A 14,711-nucleotide genomic window follows, 5' to 3' on the forward strand; every position below is an offset into this window, starting at 1 on the left:
AGGAGTATCAGTCGGACTGGTCGGACTGGTCGGACTTCTCCACGATCTCCTTGAGCTGGGTCATCGCGGTCATTGCGTTGGGCCATCCGGCGTAGAAGGCCAGATGGGTGATGGCCTCGACCAGTTCGTCCTTGGTCACGCCGTTCTCCAGTGCCTTGCCGAGGTGGAAGCCGAGCTGGTCGGTTCGGTACAGGGCGGCGAGAGCGGTGACGGTGACGAGGCTGCGGTCGCGCGGGGACAGACCCGGCCGCTCCCAGATGTCGCCGAACAGGACGGTGTCGGTCACCTCCGCGAGCTTGGGGGCGAACTCCTGGATCGCCGGCGGCGCGAACTTCTTCCGTTCGGACATGAGGTGGTGCTCCTAGCGTGTGTGCGGGGGGATTCGGGCCGCTCGGTCTCGGCCCGGGTGCCGGGACGGGGGCTCGCCGAAGAACGAGGTGCGCTCGGCGGGAGCCCCGCCGGTATCCCGGCGCTTTCGACGGCCGTTCGGCCGGCACGGGCCGTGGTGGCCTCGCTGCCCGCGATCATCAGCAGCGGGCTCGGTGCGAGGATCTCGACTGCGGCGAAGGAGCCGGACCGGGCGATCCGGTCGACTCCGCGCGGCACCCACGCGTTCTCACGGCGCAGGTGCGGACCGGGTGCGGTGAGGTGGCACTCGTGCCCCTGCCGGAGACGGTCCGGTGCGTCTTCGTCGACTTCCTCGGGCATGACGCGTTCGAGCAGGCCGAGCTCGCCAAGGGCCTCGGCCGCGCGGAGCAGGCCTGCGCGGGCGACGGGATCGCGGAAAACCACCGGGCCCTGACCGTGGGCAGGTGGCCGGTCGGCGTCAGGCCATGGCCGACGAAGGCGACGTCCGTTCGCACTGTGCTCACTCGCCTCCTCCGCCTGCGGCATGGACATACGCGATATCGGTGACGTGCAAAAGCAATCCTGACCCGGGGCGGGCCGTCCCGCTCGCTCGGGTGGAAGCTCTCCGTGGGCCGCCCCTGATCACCGAACACGCCATTGACCCTGCAGCCTTCGAGGGGAGCCGCAAAGGGGAGAATTCCACGCCGGGTATCGCTTATCCAGGGGACGGATTCATACCCCCCTTGTCCGGACCGAGCGGTGCGACACTGGCCGACATGACCGGCGACGCGCATCTGAACGAGCTGGGACAGTTCCTCAAGCTGCTGAGGAACGAGGTGAGCCCGTGCACAGTCGGCCTGCCCGACACCGGTGGCCGGCGGGTTCCCGGCCTGTGCAGGGACGAAGTCGTCGAGCAGCTCCAACCCCTCCATGCGGACGCTCCACGAGGACTGGCGGGCTGCTGGCCGTGGCTGCGTGTCGCATCTGCGTACGACCGCCGCCGCATACCCGGACGACCCGCGGCTGACCAGCCTGGTCGGTGAACTCTCCGTGCGGGACAAGGACTTCGGGCGCTGGTGGGGAAACAGTCGCGTGGCGTCGCGCGGCCAGGGAACGAAGCGGTTCCACCACACCCTCGTCGGCGAACTCGTCCTCGACAGGGACACCTTCACCTGCGGCAGCGCTTCCGATCAGGAACTCGTCGTCTGGACGGCGGAGCCCGGCACGCCCTCGTACGACGGGCTACGCGCCCTCGCCGCACGGGCGTCAGGTCGGCTCGGCGGGCCCACAGCCGATGATCGGTCGACCGGCCCGACGGTCTGATCAGGCCCCGCTGACTTGGGAAAGAGCCCAAGGCGGCTTCTGGCAGGCGGAATCGCCTCGGTGGCCGGGCGGCTGGTCAGTGGTGATCGCCGAGCGCCCCGGTACGCCCGTCAACGGGAGTACCGGGGCGCGCTCGCTGAGCCTCAGCCCTGGCTGCAGTAGTCGACCCAGCGGTGCGAGGAGATGTTGTTGTTGACGCTGGCACCGAACTGGGAAAGGCCCGCGCCGTAGGTGAAGTGGTAGTTGTTGGTGGTGGTGTCCCACCAGCGGTCACCCTGGCTGATGCAGGCGTGCGCGCCGCCGGCATTGGGGGCCGTGTAAAGGTCGACCGCGTCCAGGCCGCCCGCGTAGCCGTTGTTCCAGATGTCGGAGGTCAGGTTGCGGCAGCTGCCCCAGTTGTCGGAGTTGCCGGCCCACTTGCACTCCCGGCCGCCGCCGTAGGGCTGGGTGTAGACGTGCAGGTAGCCGTCCGCGGAGGCGAGCTGGGCGGACTTGGTGCCCTGCGATCCCGCGTCCAGTGCGCTGGCGCTGGAGAGCGGGGAGAAGAGGGCGGCGACGGCGGCGGCGGAGGCCGCGACGGTGAAGAGGCGCTTGACGGACATGGTGTTCCTCATTTCGTTGGTCGGCTGTTCGTTGTTCGTGCTGAGCGGGGATGGTTCGCCCACGGCTCGGCGGCCGTGGGGGTCTTTTGGGGGAGCGGGCCGGCTCAGTCGCCGCGGGCGACGATCGCGCGGGCCCGGGGCAGTGCCTCGCGCTTGAGACGCGCGAGATCGGCCGTCTCCTGGGGGTAGCGCCGCCGCAGCTTGTCCCGGTACTCGGTGTCCAGGGACTTCGCCACGGTCGACAGGCCGCTGGAGGCGGCGCAGGCCGCCTCGGCCGAGGCCAGCCGTACCTCCTTGGCGTGCGGCCACGGATCCGCAGGCTGGGTGGCCGCGGCGCGGGCCTCCGCGGGGCCCGGGTATCCGTATCCCTGGTCGCGCATGCAACGGGCCCACGGTTCGACGGCGGCCTTGTAGCGCTTGTCGTCCGTCACGAGACCGACGCGCATGGCGGCGAGGCTGTCGGTGACCCTGGTGGCCCGGAACCAGGCCTGGAGGTCGGTGTACAGCTTTCGGTCGGCGGTGGCCTGGCAGCCCTGGTCACTGTGGGAGACCTGCATGCCGCCCGGCAGCCGGGCCGAAAGCCCTTGTGGCCGCGCCCCGTTGAGGGCGCTCACCAGGACGGCCCGGTCCTTCGCCGACATGGAGTGGAAGTAGCGCTGGTTGGGATTGCGCCGGACCTCGGCCTCCCGGTCGCGCCGCAGGTCGGTGCCGTAGCCGTGGGCCTCGGCCCATGCGGGGTCGTCCACGGCGTAGGGGAACCGGGTCGAGACGTCGTCGGGCCTGGACGGCTCGACCCAGTATTCGTGCCCCTGCTTCTCCATGCACTCCTTGATGAGGAGCTGCTCGGCGAGCGCCAGCGTCTCCCGGGAGTCGCCCGTGGCCCGGCGTGGGCCGGCGTCGGCGGCACCGGGAACGGCGGTACCGGGAAGGGCGGCACCGGGGACCGCCGCGGTGTCATCCGCGCAGCCAGTGGCCGTCGCGGCCAGCAGACCGGCGGTCAGCAGGGCCAAGGTCCAGCGGTGCATGGGGCGCCTCCCGGGGCTGCTGTCGAACGGACGTGTTCTTCTCGACCCGTTGACGCCTCACGGGCCCCATCCGTATGCGCTCGGATCTCGGGTTTCTTTTGTTTCACCGACGGTCATACGGCGACGTCGGGAGAGCCGTCCTACCTGCACACCACGCCACTCGCCGAGCGTCGGAATCCAGCCAACCAATGGGAGGAGGGAGGGGCGCCGATCCTTGTCGGCGGCAGGCCGACAGGCTCTGTCCGCCGCGTGGTCGCGGGGGAACGGAACCGGTTGGCCGCATCGACCGGATCCGGTCACGGCTGCCCGGCCGCCGCCGTGCCGAACACGTGATCGCCGATATCTTTTACCCTGTTCCGCGGGGCGGACGGTACGGCGATCGGGGAGCGATGTTCGAAGTGCGGCTGCTCGGTCCGGTGGAGGTGTGGGAGGGCGACCGGCGGGCTCCGCTCGGCGGTGTCAGACCCCTCGCGGTCCTGTCGGCGCTGGTCGTCCACCTCGGTGAGGTGCTCTCCACCGAGCGGCTCGTGGACTGCGTCTGGGACGAGCGGGCACCGGCCACCGCGGGCGCCCTGGTGGCCACCCATGTCTCCGCCGTGCGTCGCGCACTGGCCCAGGTCACCCCGGCCGCGGTCGTCCGGACTCGACCGCCCGGCTATGTCGCCGACCTGGAACCGTCACAGATCGACGCCCGCCGTTTCGAGGATCTCCTCGCCTCCGGCCGGGCCTCGGCCGCGGACGGCCGTCCCGAGGAGGCCGCCGACCTGCTGTCCGAGGCGCTGGGCCTGTGGCGGGGCCCGGAGGCACTGGAAGGGCTGGCCCAGTCGTTCGCCCGGATCGAGGCCGCCCGGCTTGCGGAACTGCGGCTCATCGCCCAGGAGGAGTCCTTCGCCCTGCGCCTGGACCTGGGCGGCGCGGACCGGACCATCGCCCCCCTGCTCGCGCACGTCGCCGCCAACCCCCTGCGGGAGCGGCCACGCGGCCAGCTGATGACCGCGCTGGTCCGCACCGGCCGGGTCTCCGACGCCCTGCGCACCTACCAGGAGGGCCGCGCGATCCTCCGCGAGGAACTCGGCATCGATCCCGGACCGCAACTGCAGGCCCTGCACCAGGCGGTACTGACCAACGACGCGAAGCTCTCGGGCGACGCGGGGCCGCAGCGCACGGGGCGGGAGCAGCCGAGGCCGCCGAAGCCGTCGCCGGGCGCGACGCGCGGCGCGTCCAGTGCCCCGCCGAGACCCGCGCCGTCTCATCTCCCGCCGGACATAGCCGACTTCGTGGGCCGCTCCGAGCAGATCGACTGGGCCTCCGCGCTGCTGAGCAAGGTCGACGAGACCGGCCGCACCGCCTCACCGATCGGCGTGCTCTCCGGCCGTTCCGGAACAGGCAAGACCGCGCTCGCCGTACACGTCGGCCACCGTATGTCCGCGCTCTTCCCGGACGGCCGCCTGTTCGTGGACCTGCGCGCGGGGGACACCGCCCCGCTGCAGCCCGCCGACGCCCTGGCCAGGCTGCTGCGCGCCATGGGAGCCGACCCCGAGAACCTGCCGACCTCGGTCGAGGAGCTGACGGGGCTGTACCGCACGCTCATCGGTCACCGGCGCGTCCTGCTGATCCTGGACAACGCGGCCGGCGAGGCGCATGTACGGCCCCTGCTGCCCCCGGGCCCCGGCTGCGCGGTGCTCGTCACCAGCCGGCGCCGGCTGGTGGCGCTGGAGGGCGCCGCCCACCTCGACCTGGCCGTGCCCGACCAGGCGGAGGCGCTCGAACTGCTGCGCAGGGTGGCCGGGCGGGACCGTACGGACGCCGAACCGGAGCGGGCGGCCGAGATCGTCTCGCTGTGCGGGCGGCTGCCGCTGGCCGTGCGCATCGCCGGCGCCCGGCTGGCAGCCCGCCCGCACTGGGCGCCCGGCCGGCTCGCCCGACGACTGCGCGACCAGCGCAGCCGGCTCAACGAACTGCGCGCCGGAGACCTGGAGTTGCGCACCAGCCTTGAGCTCGGATACGCCGACCTCGACCTGTCGGAGCGGCAGGCTCTGCGCCGACTGGCCCTGTTCGACCTGCCGGACTTCGCGGCCTGGATCGCCGCCCCACTGCTGGACATCGGCACACTGGAGGCCGAGGAGGCGGTGGAGCGGCTGGTCGACTGCCACTTCATCGATGTGATCGGCGTCGACGACACGGGACGCAGCCGGTATCGCATCCATGACCTGGCCCGGGAACACGCGCGGGAACACTGTCTGTCCGAGGAGAGCGCCGAGGAGCGCAGGGCGGCCGTGCTGCGGCTCGTGGCCTCCTGGCTGGGGCTGGCCAGGAAAGCGGCGGCCCAAGGCCCGGGCGCGGCCGGCCGCTACTTCCCCGAGCCGGCCGCCGTACGAGCCCTCGACGCGGAGACGGAGGAGGAGCTGCTCGGACGCCCCGCGTCCTGGTTCGCCGCCGAACAGGCCTGTCTGCTCGCGGCGGTGGAGTACTGCGCGGACAACGGTATGGACCGCGCCGCCCGCGACCTGGCCGGCGCGTTGATCGCGAGCTCGGCCGCGCTGTACAACCAGTTCGACGCCTGGACCCGCTCGCACGCCGCGGCCATGGCCGCCGTACACCGCAGCGGGGACGGCGAGGGCGAGGCGTGGCTGCTCGCGGGACTGGGCCAACTGCGCTACGAACAAGACGAGTTCGAGGAGTCGTACACCTTCTTCGGCAAGGCCCTGCACCTGTTCGAGGCACACGGCGACGTACCGGAGGGCGCGGCGCTCGCGCTCGCCGGGATGGGGACGGCCCGGCGTGAACAGGCCGGGTACGCCGAGGCGTTGGAGCTGCTGAACGCTGCACTCGGCCTGTACGGGGAGTCGGGTGACCGGGGCGCCCGGGCCCGGGTGCTGTACGGCATCGGCTATGTGCACCGGGAGCAGGGACGGGGCGCGCAGGCCAGGCAGGTGCTGGCGGGGGCGCTGGAGCTGTACCGCGCGGATGGCGACCGCAACGGGGAGGCGCTGACCCTGCGATCGCTGGCCCTGTGCCACCGGGCCGAGGGCCGACTCCCGGACGCCGAGCGGCTGTTGCACGAGGCGCTGCGGATCTTCGCCGGTCTGCGGGACACGTTCGGGGTGATGTACACCGAACAGTCGCTGGCCAAGACGGAGTTGCGGCTGGGGCGTCTCGACGAGGCACGCGAGCGGCTCGGGCGGTGCCTGGAGATCGCCCGCGAACGCCAGGACCGGTTCGGCGAGGCGCTCGTCCTGCGCACCCTGGGCGAGTGGCATCTGGCGGCCGGTGATCCGGACGGCGCCCGGGAGCCGCTGGAGCGGGCGCTGTCGGCCTGGCAGACCCTGCGGCTGCCGCTGTGGCGGGCACGTACCGTCCGGGACCTGGCCGAGGTGTGGGAGGCACAGGGGGACGCGGCGGCGGCGCGCTCGGCCCGGGCCGAAGCACACGCGGTCTTCCGGGAGTTGGGCTGCGGGACGACGGAACCGGCGGCGGACGCCGAGTAGTCCGTACCGTCCGCGGGCGTCCCGGTGGGCGTCCGCGAAGGCCCTGGTGGGCGGCTTGCAGACAACTTGCAGAGGATCTGCAGGGCCGTCCGAGACTCTTTGAGCGTGACAGAGATCATCACGCTCTCGGACGCCCGGGTCGCCGCGGTCGCTCAGAACGACTGCGGTGAGTCGCTGGTCGACCTGCGCGGGACGGGCCACCTGCGGCTGGACCACCGGCAGGCCGACGACGACGGCCACTACGCCCACCTCCGGTCCGGTGCGCTGCGCCGGCTGGTGCGGGCCCAGCGCCTGCTGCCGGCCGGGGTCGGGTTCCTGGTGGTGGAGGGGTACCGGCCGCCCGACCTGCAGCGCCGCTACTTCGAGCAGTACGCGCGAACCATGCGCCTGGCCCACCCGGACGCGTCGCCGGAACGGATCCGTGAACTGGCGAGCGCGTACATCTCCCCGCCCGAGGTGGCACCGCACGTCAGCGGCGGGGCCGTCGACCTGACGCTGTGCGACCAGGACGGCCGTGAGCTGGCAATGGGTACGGAGGTCAACGCGACCCCGGAGGAGAGCGAGGGCGCCTGCCGCACCGAGGCGCCCGGCATCAGCGCCGAGGCGCGCGCCAACCGCGCCCTGATGGGCTGGGCCCTCGGCGCGACCGGCTTCGTCAACTACCCGACCGAATGGTGGCACTGGTCGTACGGAGACCGGTACTGGGCGCTGCTGCGTCAGGCACCGGCCGCCCGCTACGGCCCCGCCGCCCCGCCCGGCGCGGCGGCCTGACCAGCCGCCTGCCGTGACACAACACGACACGACACGACCGTACGACCGCGCGTACGAACGAGGGGAACAGTTGTGAACACCAGCACCTACGCCTGTCCGCCACCACCTCGCGAGGACGGCGACCGGATGAGCCCGAAGGACTTCGACGCCTCCTTCGCCGCGGACATGCCCCGGCTGCGGCGGCGGCTGCTGGCCCTGACGGGCAACCCGCACGATGCCGACGACCTGGTGCAGGAGACCTATCTGCGGCTCTTCAGACGGGCCCGCGCCCAGAACCTGACGCACCAGCAGCACCCGTACGCCTACACCTGCGCCGTCGCCCTGAACCTGCTCCGTGACTCCTGGCAGCGTCCCTCGCGCCGTGAACAGTCCACCGACCGGCTGCCCGAGACCGGCTGGGACGGCGGGCTGGCCTCCTACGAGGCTTCCGAGACCACGCTGGCCCTGCTGGGCGTGCTCTCCGAGAAGGAGGCCGCGGCGGTGATCCTCGTGGACCTGGAGGGACTCACTCACGACACGGCCGGAGAACGGCTCGGCGCGCACCGCGGAACGGTCCAGCGCAACCGCATGCGGGGCCTGGCCAAGATGCGCGACGCGCTCGGCAACTGACTCGTGCCGCTCCCTCCACGGGGGTGGGGGAGCGGCACGTCCCCACACCACCGACCTCTCCGGCCCGGCCGGTGACGTCACTTCGACGAAGGAAGAGTTCCTTGATGATCAGCAGCACGCGCCGCCGGACCAGCGGCGCGCTCCTGGGGGCCTCGGTCCTCGCCCTGTCCGCGTTCTTCTCCGCTCCGGCCCACGCCGCGCAGGACGCCACCTGCGGAGTCCTCGCGCCGGGTGCCTCGGCCACCGCGCAGGCAGCCGTCAACGCCGCCTGTTCGCAGATCGGCGTCTGGTACAGCTGGGGCGGCGGGCACGGAGCGTCGCCGGGCGCCAGCTACGGCTACTACGACGGCTCGGACCCCGACAGCCTCCACGACAACGAGCGCAAGGGCTTCGACTGCTCCGGCCTGATGCGCTACGCGTACGCGCAGGCCACCGGCAGGGACCTGCTCAACGGCACGGCGAACGACCAGTTCAACAGCTCGCAGGCCTCGGCCCGCTTCTCCGCCTCGCAGGGCAGCGCCCCCCTGCTGCCGGGCGACCTTATGTTCTGGGGCAGCGGGCATGTCCATCACGTCGCCATGTACCTGGGGGCCGGGCAGATGGTCGAGGCGTACGAGTCGGGCACCCACATCAGAGTCGCTCCCGTGCGCACCGGCGGCGACTACGCGGGCGCGATCCGGATCAACGGGTCGGGCACGCCCACCCCGCCGCCCGCGAACGGCGGCACGACCTTCGAGACCTGGGGCACGGGGGTACGCACCCACCGCACGCCGAGCGTGGGCGGCGCGGTGGTGGACACCTTCGCGGGACCGACCCAGGTGTCGGTCCAGTGCCAGCAGCACGCGGAGAGCGTGACCGCCGAGGGCTACACCAACGACATCTGGTCCAAGCTGGCCGACGGTTCCTGGCTGACGAACATCTACATCAAGGGCCCGGCGTCGCTGCCCGGCATCCCGGACTGCGGCGGCAGCAGCACCCCGCCGCCGTCGAGCGGCAGCAAGCCGTTCCAGACCTGGGGCACCGGGGTGCGTACGCACAGCGAGCCGAACGTCAACGCCGGGGTGGTCGACTACTTCGCGCAGCCCACCACGGTCAACGTGGTCTGCCAGGCGCACGCCCAGGAAGTGACGGCCGAGGGCTACACCAATGACGCCTGGGCCAAGCTGACGAACGGCTCCTGGATGACGAACATCTACATCAAGGGCGGGGCCTGGCTGGCCGGCGTACCGACCTGCTGACGCACGGACGTCCCGTCCCGGGTCGCCGGAGGCTGTCCTCCGGCGACCCGGGACGCCGTGTCGGGAAGTTGGCTGTGGAGGGCGACGCCGACGGCCGGGGCGCGGTGGGGAGCGGTGGGGAGTGCGGGGGAGGCCGTGGGGTTCTCTTGGGCCGGCCTTGGCCCAACCCTCATCTCACGTACCGACGACCTTCACACTGATGCCACCGGACCCTTCCGTGCCGTTCGGTACCCCTGGGAAACTCCAGGCGCGCATTCCGTCACGTTCCACCCAATGCCGTCATCAGGACGAGAGGCTTTTCCCCCATGCCCGAAGTCAACCGGCGCCGCTTCCTCCAACTCGCGGGCGCGACCACGGCGTTCACCGCGCTCTCCAACAGCATCGAGCGTGCCGCCGCCCTCCCCGCGCACCACCGCACCGGGACGATCGAGGACGTCGAGCACATCGTCGTCCTCATGCAGGAGAATCGGTCCTTCGACCACTACTTCGGTTCGCTGCGCGGCGTCCGTGGCTTCGGTGACCCGCATCCGGTGACGCAGGCGAACGGCAAGTCGGTCTGGTACCAGTCGGACGGCACCAAGGACGTGCTCCCCTTCCACCCCGACGCCGACAACCTCGGACTGGCCTTCATCCAGGACCTCCCGCACAGCTGGAGCGACGGGCACGTCGCGTTCAACAACGGCAAGTACGACAAGTGGATCGAGGCCAAGTCGTCGACGACGATGGCCTATCTGAACCGCGAGGACATCCCGTTCCACTACGCGCTGGCCGACTCGTTCACCATCTGCGACGCCTACCACTGCTCGTTCATCGGCTCCACCGACCCGAACCGCTACTACATGTGGACGGGCTACACGGGCAACGACGGCAAGGGCGGCGGCCCCGTGCTCGGCAACGACGAGGTGGGATACGGCTGGACGACGTACCCGGAGCGCCTCGAAAAGGCGGGCGTGTCCTGGAAGATCTACCAGGACGTCGGTGACGGGCTCGACGCGGCCGGTTCCTGGGGCTGGATCCAGGACGCCTACCGGGGCAACTACGGCGACAACTCGCTCCTCTACTTCAACCAGTACCGCGACGCCAAGCCCGGCGACCCCCTCTACGACAAGGCCCGCACCGGCACCGACGCGCGCAAGGGCGAGGGCTTCTTCGACCAGCTCAAGGCCGACGTGTCCGGGGGCAAGCTGCCGCAGGTCTCCTGGATCGTCGCCCCCGAGGCCTTCACCGAGCACCCCAACTGGCCCGCGAACTACGGCGCCTGGTACATCGCCCAGGTCCTGGACGCGCTCACCTCCGACCCCGAGGTGTGGGCGAAGACCGCCCTGTTCATCACGTACGACGAGAACGACGGCTTCTTCGACCACCTCGTGCCGCCGTTCCCGCCCGGGTCCGCCGCGCAGGGCAGGTCGACGGTCGACGTCGGCCCGGACCTCTTCAAGGGCGACGGCAAGCACGCGGCCGGTGCCTACGGGCTCGGGCAGCGGGTGCCGATGCTGGTCGTCTCGCCCTGGAGCAAGGGCGGGTTCGTCTGCTCGGAGACGCTCGACCACACGTCGATCATCCGGTTCATGGAGAGCCGCTTCGGGGTGCACGAGCCCAACATCTCGCCGTGGCGTCGCGCGGTCTGCGGCGATCTGACGGCCGCCTTCGACTTCTCCCGCAGGGACGTCAAGCCCGTCGCCCTGCCCGGCACCGACGGCTACCTGCCGCCGGACAGGAACCGCCACCCGGACTACGTCCCGACACCCCCCGCCCACCCGGTCCTGCCCCGGCAGGAGCGGGGTCTGCGCCCGGCCCGCCCGCTCAAGTACGCCCCGTACGTGGACGGTTCGGCAGACCTGACGGCCGGAAAGTTCACGCTGGCCTTCGCCTCCGGCACCCACGCCGGCGCCTCCTTCCTGGTGACCTCCGGCAACCGCACCGACGGTCCGTGGGCGTACACCACCGGAGCCGGCAAGACCCTCTCCGACACCTGGAACTCGGCGTACTCGAAGGACGCCCACGACCTGACGGTGCACGGCCCGAACGGCTTCCTGCGCGTCTTCAAGGGACGCGGCAAGGGCGCCGCCGGACCCGAGGTGACCGCACGGCATGTCGGCGACGACCTTGAGCTGACCCTCACCAACAAGGGTGCCAAGACAGTGGAGTTGAAGCTGAGCAGCGGGTACGGGGGACACCCGCGCACGATCAGGGTGCGGGCCGGCGCGGTCGTCCGGCACCGGGTCGACCTGGGCGCCAGCAAGCGGTGGTACGACCTGACGGTCACCTCCGAGAGCGACGCGTCGTTCCTGCGCCGGTTCGCCGGGCACGTGGAGAACGGCCGGGCGGGTGTGAGCGATCCGGCGATCGTGACCTGCTGAGGAGCGGTACGGGGCCCGGGGCACTTTGACCGGGACATGGTTGTCCTCCAGCCACGTCACGGTAGTGTGCCCCGGTGACCACGCAATCGAACATACCTGCAGGTTGGTACGCGGATCCGCACGGAGCTGCCCAGACGCTCCGGTACTGGGACGGTTCCCGGTGGACCGACGACACCAGCACCGACCAGCAGCAGGCGCAGCAGCCCCAGGGGCATTCGCAGGGCCAGCCGCAGAAGGGCTTCGGCGCGGTGCAGCCGACGGCTCCCGCTCCCGCTCCCGGTGCCGATTCGCGGGTGCAGCGGCAGGTGCAGCAGCAGGCCGGGGTCGCGGGGGGCGGGGCGGGCGGCGGCACGCTGTTCACCGAGCCGGTGCTGGTGGTGAACCAGAAGGCCAAGCTGATCGAGCTGACCAACGAGTACAAGGTCATGGACCAGCAGGGCCGAGAGCTCGGCTCGGTCGTCCAGGTCGGCCAGAGCGCGCTGAAGAAGATCCTGCGCCTCGTGTCCAGCCTCGACCAGTACATGACGCACAAGCTGGAGATCAGGGACGCCCACGGGCAGCCGGTCCTGCTGCTGACGCGCCCCCGGAAGTTCCTGAAGTCGCGGGTGATCGTGCAGCGTCCGGACGGTTCGCCGGTCGGTGAGATCGTCCAGCAGAACATGATCGGGAAGATCAACTTCGCGATCAACGCGGGTGGGCAGCAGGTCGGCGCCATCAAGGCGGAGAACTGGCGGGCCTGGAACTTCAGTATCGTCGACCACGCGGAGAACGAGGTCGCCCGCATCACCAAGACCTGGGAAGGTCTGGCGAAGACGATGTTCACGACCGCGGACAACTACGTCCTGCAGATCCACTACCAACTGCCCGAGCCCCTGCTGAGCCTTGTCGTGGCGACGGCGCTGACCGTCGACACGGCGCTGAAGCAGGATTCACGAGGCCTGGGCTGACCGGCCGGTTCACATCGGACGGGTCGGTTCACAGAGGCCGACCGAAGCCCCTGTTCACAGGTGTGTTCACAGGGGCCGGGCGGTTCACAGTGACGTGAGGTGTCCCGGCTGCGAAGGCTGCCGGGGCATCAACGACGGTTCGACGGGCGCGGGGTGGGCCTCCAGCGCCAGGACCGACGCCACCGGATGCTCCTCGTCGTCCGGGACCGAAGCCGCCGATGCCGATGCCGCCGCCGATGACGGAATCACGATGCGCTCCGGAGACACCGCGACCGTGACCGTGTCCGGAACCGGCTCCGTGACCAGGGCCGGCGTCGCCCGCGACAGGGTCACCACACCCCACCCCGCGAGCCCCGCGCCCACCAGCGCCAGGAGCAGACCGGCCGCGCCGCCCTGGAGCCGCTCGCCGAGCAGCGTCAGGCCGATCACCGCCGCCGCGACCGGGTTGGCCAGCGTCACCAGGGCCAGCGGACCGCCGAGGCCGCCCCGGTAGGCGGTCTGCGACAGGATCAGGCCACCCGCCGCGAACGCCGCGACCAGCAGTGCCACCCCGATCACCTGCCAGCCGAGCAGCGGACCCGAACTGTCCGTCGCCGCGACCGTGACGGTCTGGGTGAGTGCCGAGGCCACTCCGGACGCGATTCCGGACGCGCTCGCGTGCCGCAGGCCGGGCCGGGCGCCGGGGCGGGCCAGCACCCCGATCAGGACCATCGTCGTACCGGCGACCGCGAGGGCCTCCGGGAGGTTCAGGATGTGCTCCGGCGCCGGACCGGACGCGGTGACCAGGATGGCCGCGAGGCCGAGCAGCGTCAGCGCCGTACCGCGCCACTCCACCGCGGAGACCCGCCGGCCGGCGACCCGGGCGCCCAGCGGCACGGCGGCGACCAGCGTGAGTGCGCCCAGCGGCTGGACCACCGTGAGCGGCCCGTACTTGAGGGCGACCACGTGCAGCAGCGCGCCCCCCGCGTTGAGCAGCACCGAGCCCCACCACGCGCCGGTGGCCAGCAGTCGCCCTATACCCGCGTCGGCGTTGCGGGAGGCGAGCCGTTCCTGGGCGACGGCCGCGGCTGCGTAGGCGACGGCGGAGAAGAGGGAGAGGACGACGGCGGCGAGCGTGGCGGCGTTCATCGTCCCGCTCCCACGAGGACGGGCTCGTCGGCCGGGGCGAGCAGGCCGCTGTGGCCCGCGGTCGACCGGGTGCGGTGGGGCAGGTGGACGACCGCGAGGGCGATGCCCAGCAGGGCCGAGGCCACGATCGCGTCGAGCCAGTAGTGGTTCGCCGTACCGACGATCACCAGCAGGGTCACCAGCGGATGCAGCAGCCACAGCCAGCGCCAGCGCGATCGGGTCGTGACGATCAGGCCGATCGCCACCAGCAGGGCCCAGCCGAAGTGCAGCGACGGCATGGCCGCGAACTGGTTGGACAGGGTGTCGGCCTCGGGCGAGGCGCCGTAGACCGTCGGTCCGAAGATCTGGCCGGTGTCGACGAGGCCCGTCTCGCCGAGCATCCGCGGCGGGGCCAGCGGGAAGGTGAGATGGATCACCAGGGCGGCCCCGGTGACCGCGGCGAGTACCCGGCGGGCCCAGACGTAGTGCGCGGGGCGCCGTAGATAGAGCCAGACCAGGAAGGCGACGGTGGCCGGGAAGTGCACGGTCGCGTAGTAGGTGTTCGCGACGTGGACGGCGGTGTCGCTGTGCAGCAGCGCCGACTGCACGGTGCCCTCGCCGGGGAGACGCAGGGCCCGCTCCCAGTCCCAGACGCGGTGCGCGTTCCGGAAGGCCTCGGCGGTGTGTCCCGTCGCCAGTAGCCGGCCGAGTTTGTAGACGAGGAACAGCCCTGCGACCAGCAGGAGTTCACGGACGAGCGGCGGCCGTCGTATACCGGCGGGTTCCGCCTCGGCAGGCTCGGTGCTGGCTTTCATCCCCCGGCCCTTTCCCTGAGTGGCGCGTGTGCGCACGAGCTGCGTGATGGGCGGGAACTCGTCTGTACGGGCGCTCGT

At 71.5% G+C, this 14,711-nt stretch carries 13 protein-coding genes; 8 read left to right on the plus strand and 5 right to left on the minus strand.

Annotation, left to right across the window (positions count from 1 at the left end; genetic code table 11):
• Positions 1-7 precede the first annotated feature (7 nt).
• Complete coding sequence (locus tag PV734_RS18210) at positions 8-349, minus strand: carboxymuconolactone decarboxylase family protein (RefSeq protein WP_319290321.1); 342 nt, start codon at positions 347-349, stop codon at positions 8-10.
• Positions 350-657: 308 nt separating this feature from the next.
• Between PV734_RS18210 and PV734_RS18215 the strand changes: the two genes are divergently transcribed.
• The gene (locus PV734_RS18215) at positions 658-915 is read left to right on the plus strand and encodes a hypothetical protein (protein ID WP_319290322.1); all 258 of its coding nucleotides are present in this window, start codon (positions 658-660) and stop codon (positions 913-915) included.
• A gap of 363 nt (positions 916-1,278) precedes the next feature.
• The gene (locus PV734_RS18220; RefSeq protein ID WP_319091264.1) at positions 1,279-1,671 is read left to right on the plus strand and encodes a hypothetical protein; all 393 of its coding nucleotides are present in this window, start codon (positions 1,279-1,281) and stop codon (positions 1,669-1,671) included.
• 143 nt (positions 1,672-1,814) lie between these two features.
• On the opposite strand, the gene PV734_RS18225 is transcribed toward PV734_RS18220, so the two are convergent.
• Together PV734_RS18225 and PV734_RS18230 are read right to left on the minus strand one after the other, a co-directional pair.
• The gene (locus PV734_RS18225; RefSeq protein ID WP_319091263.1) at positions 1,815-2,273 is read right to left on the minus strand and encodes a hypothetical protein; all 459 of its coding nucleotides are present in this window, start codon (positions 2,271-2,273) and stop codon (positions 1,815-1,817) included.
• Between the two features lie 104 nt (positions 2,274-2,377).
• A complete protein-coding gene (locus PV734_RS18230; RefSeq protein ID WP_319290324.1) occupies positions 2,378-3,298 on the minus strand; it encodes a hypothetical protein in 921 nt (306 codons plus the stop codon).
• Positions 3,299-3,687: 389 nt separating this feature from the next.
• On the opposite strand from PV734_RS18230, the gene PV734_RS18235 reads away from it, so the two are divergent.
• The 6 genes from PV734_RS18235 to PV734_RS18260 all read left to right on the plus strand — a co-directional run bounded on the left by PV734_RS18235 (position 3,688) and on the right by PV734_RS18260 (position 12,711).
• On the plus strand, positions 3,688-6,786 hold the full coding sequence (locus PV734_RS18235; RefSeq protein WP_319290326.1) for an AfsR/SARP family transcriptional regulator: 3,099 nt from the start codon (positions 3,688-3,690) through the stop codon (positions 6,784-6,786).
• A gap of 105 nt (positions 6,787-6,891) precedes the next feature.
• Entirely contained in the window at positions 6,892-7,557 is a 666-nt protein-coding gene (locus PV734_RS18240; RefSeq protein WP_319091260.1) for a M15 family metallopeptidase, read from the plus strand.
• A gap of 72 nt (positions 7,558-7,629) precedes the next feature.
• Positions 7,630-8,166: an RNA polymerase sigma factor gene (locus PV734_RS18245; protein WP_319091259.1), complete on the plus strand. Its 537-nt coding sequence runs from the start codon at positions 7,630-7,632 to the stop codon at positions 8,164-8,166.
• Between the two features lie 101 nt (positions 8,167-8,267).
• Positions 8,268-9,404: a C40 family peptidase gene (locus tag PV734_RS18250; RefSeq protein WP_319091258.1), complete on the plus strand. Its 1,137-nt coding sequence runs from the start codon at positions 8,268-8,270 to the stop codon at positions 9,402-9,404.
• Between the two features lie 305 nt (positions 9,405-9,709).
• Entirely contained in the window at positions 9,710-11,764 is a 2,055-nt protein-coding gene (locus PV734_RS18255; protein ID WP_319290328.1) for a phosphocholine-specific phospholipase C, read from the plus strand.
• A 74-nt stretch (positions 11,765-11,838) separates the two neighbouring features.
• The gene (locus PV734_RS18260) at positions 11,839-12,711 is read left to right on the plus strand and encodes a phospholipid scramblase-related protein (RefSeq protein WP_319290330.1); all 873 of its coding nucleotides are present in this window, start codon (positions 11,839-11,841) and stop codon (positions 12,709-12,711) included.
• Between the two features lie 84 nt (positions 12,712-12,795).
• Here PV734_RS18260 and PV734_RS18265 read toward each other — a convergent pair whose 3' ends face one another.
• Positions 12,796-13,839 carry a hypothetical protein gene (locus tag PV734_RS18265; RefSeq protein ID WP_319290332.1) on the minus strand — a complete coding sequence of 348 codons (1,044 nt, stop codon included), beginning with the start codon at positions 13,837-13,839 and terminating at the stop codon, positions 12,796-12,798.
• Complete coding sequence (locus PV734_RS18270; protein ID WP_319290334.1) at positions 13,836-14,633, minus strand: phosphatase PAP2 family protein; 798 nt, start codon at positions 14,631-14,633, stop codon at positions 13,836-13,838. The genes PV734_RS18265 and PV734_RS18270 overlap by 4 nt, the downstream gene beginning before the upstream one ends.
• Positions 14,634-14,711: the final 78 nt, after the last annotated feature.

The organism is Streptomyces sp. AK08-02 (genome assembly GCF_033795085.1).
In the GTDB taxonomy this organism is placed as follows: Bacteria; Actinomycetota; Actinomycetes; order Streptomycetales; family Streptomycetaceae; genus Streptomyces; species Streptomyces echiniscabiei.

Bases quoted from the DNA above. Each gene is read 5' to 3' on its own strand.
- PV734_RS18210 (WP_319290321.1), bottom strand. From the start codon at position 349: ATGTCCGAACGGAAGAAGTTCGCGCCGCCGGCGATCCAGGAGTTCGCC.
- PV734_RS18220 (WP_319091264.1), top strand. From the start codon at position 1,279: ATGCGGACGCTCCACGAGGACTGGCGGGCTGCTGGCCGTGGCTGCGTG.
- PV734_RS18225 (WP_319091263.1), bottom strand. From the start codon at position 2,273: ATGTCCGTCAAGCGCCTCTTCACCGTCGCGGCCTCCGCCGCCGCCGTC.
- PV734_RS18230 (WP_319290324.1), bottom strand. From the start codon at position 3,298: ATGCACCGCTGGACCTTGGCCCTGCTGACCGCCGGTCTGCTGGCCGCG.
- PV734_RS18235 (WP_319290326.1), top strand. From the start codon at position 3,688: ATGTTCGAAGTGCGGCTGCTCGGTCCGGTGGAGGTGTGGGAGGGCGAC.
- PV734_RS18255 (WP_319290328.1), top strand. From the start codon at position 9,710: ATGCCCGAAGTCAACCGGCGCCGCTTCCTCCAACTCGCGGGCGCGACC.
- PV734_RS18265 (WP_319290332.1), bottom strand. From the start codon at position 13,839: ATGAACGCCGCCACGCTCGCCGCCGTCGTCCTCTCCCTCTTCTCCGCC.
- PV734_RS18270 (WP_319290334.1), bottom strand. From the start codon at position 14,633: ATGAAAGCCAGCACCGAGCCTGCCGAGGCGGAACCCGCCGGTATACGA.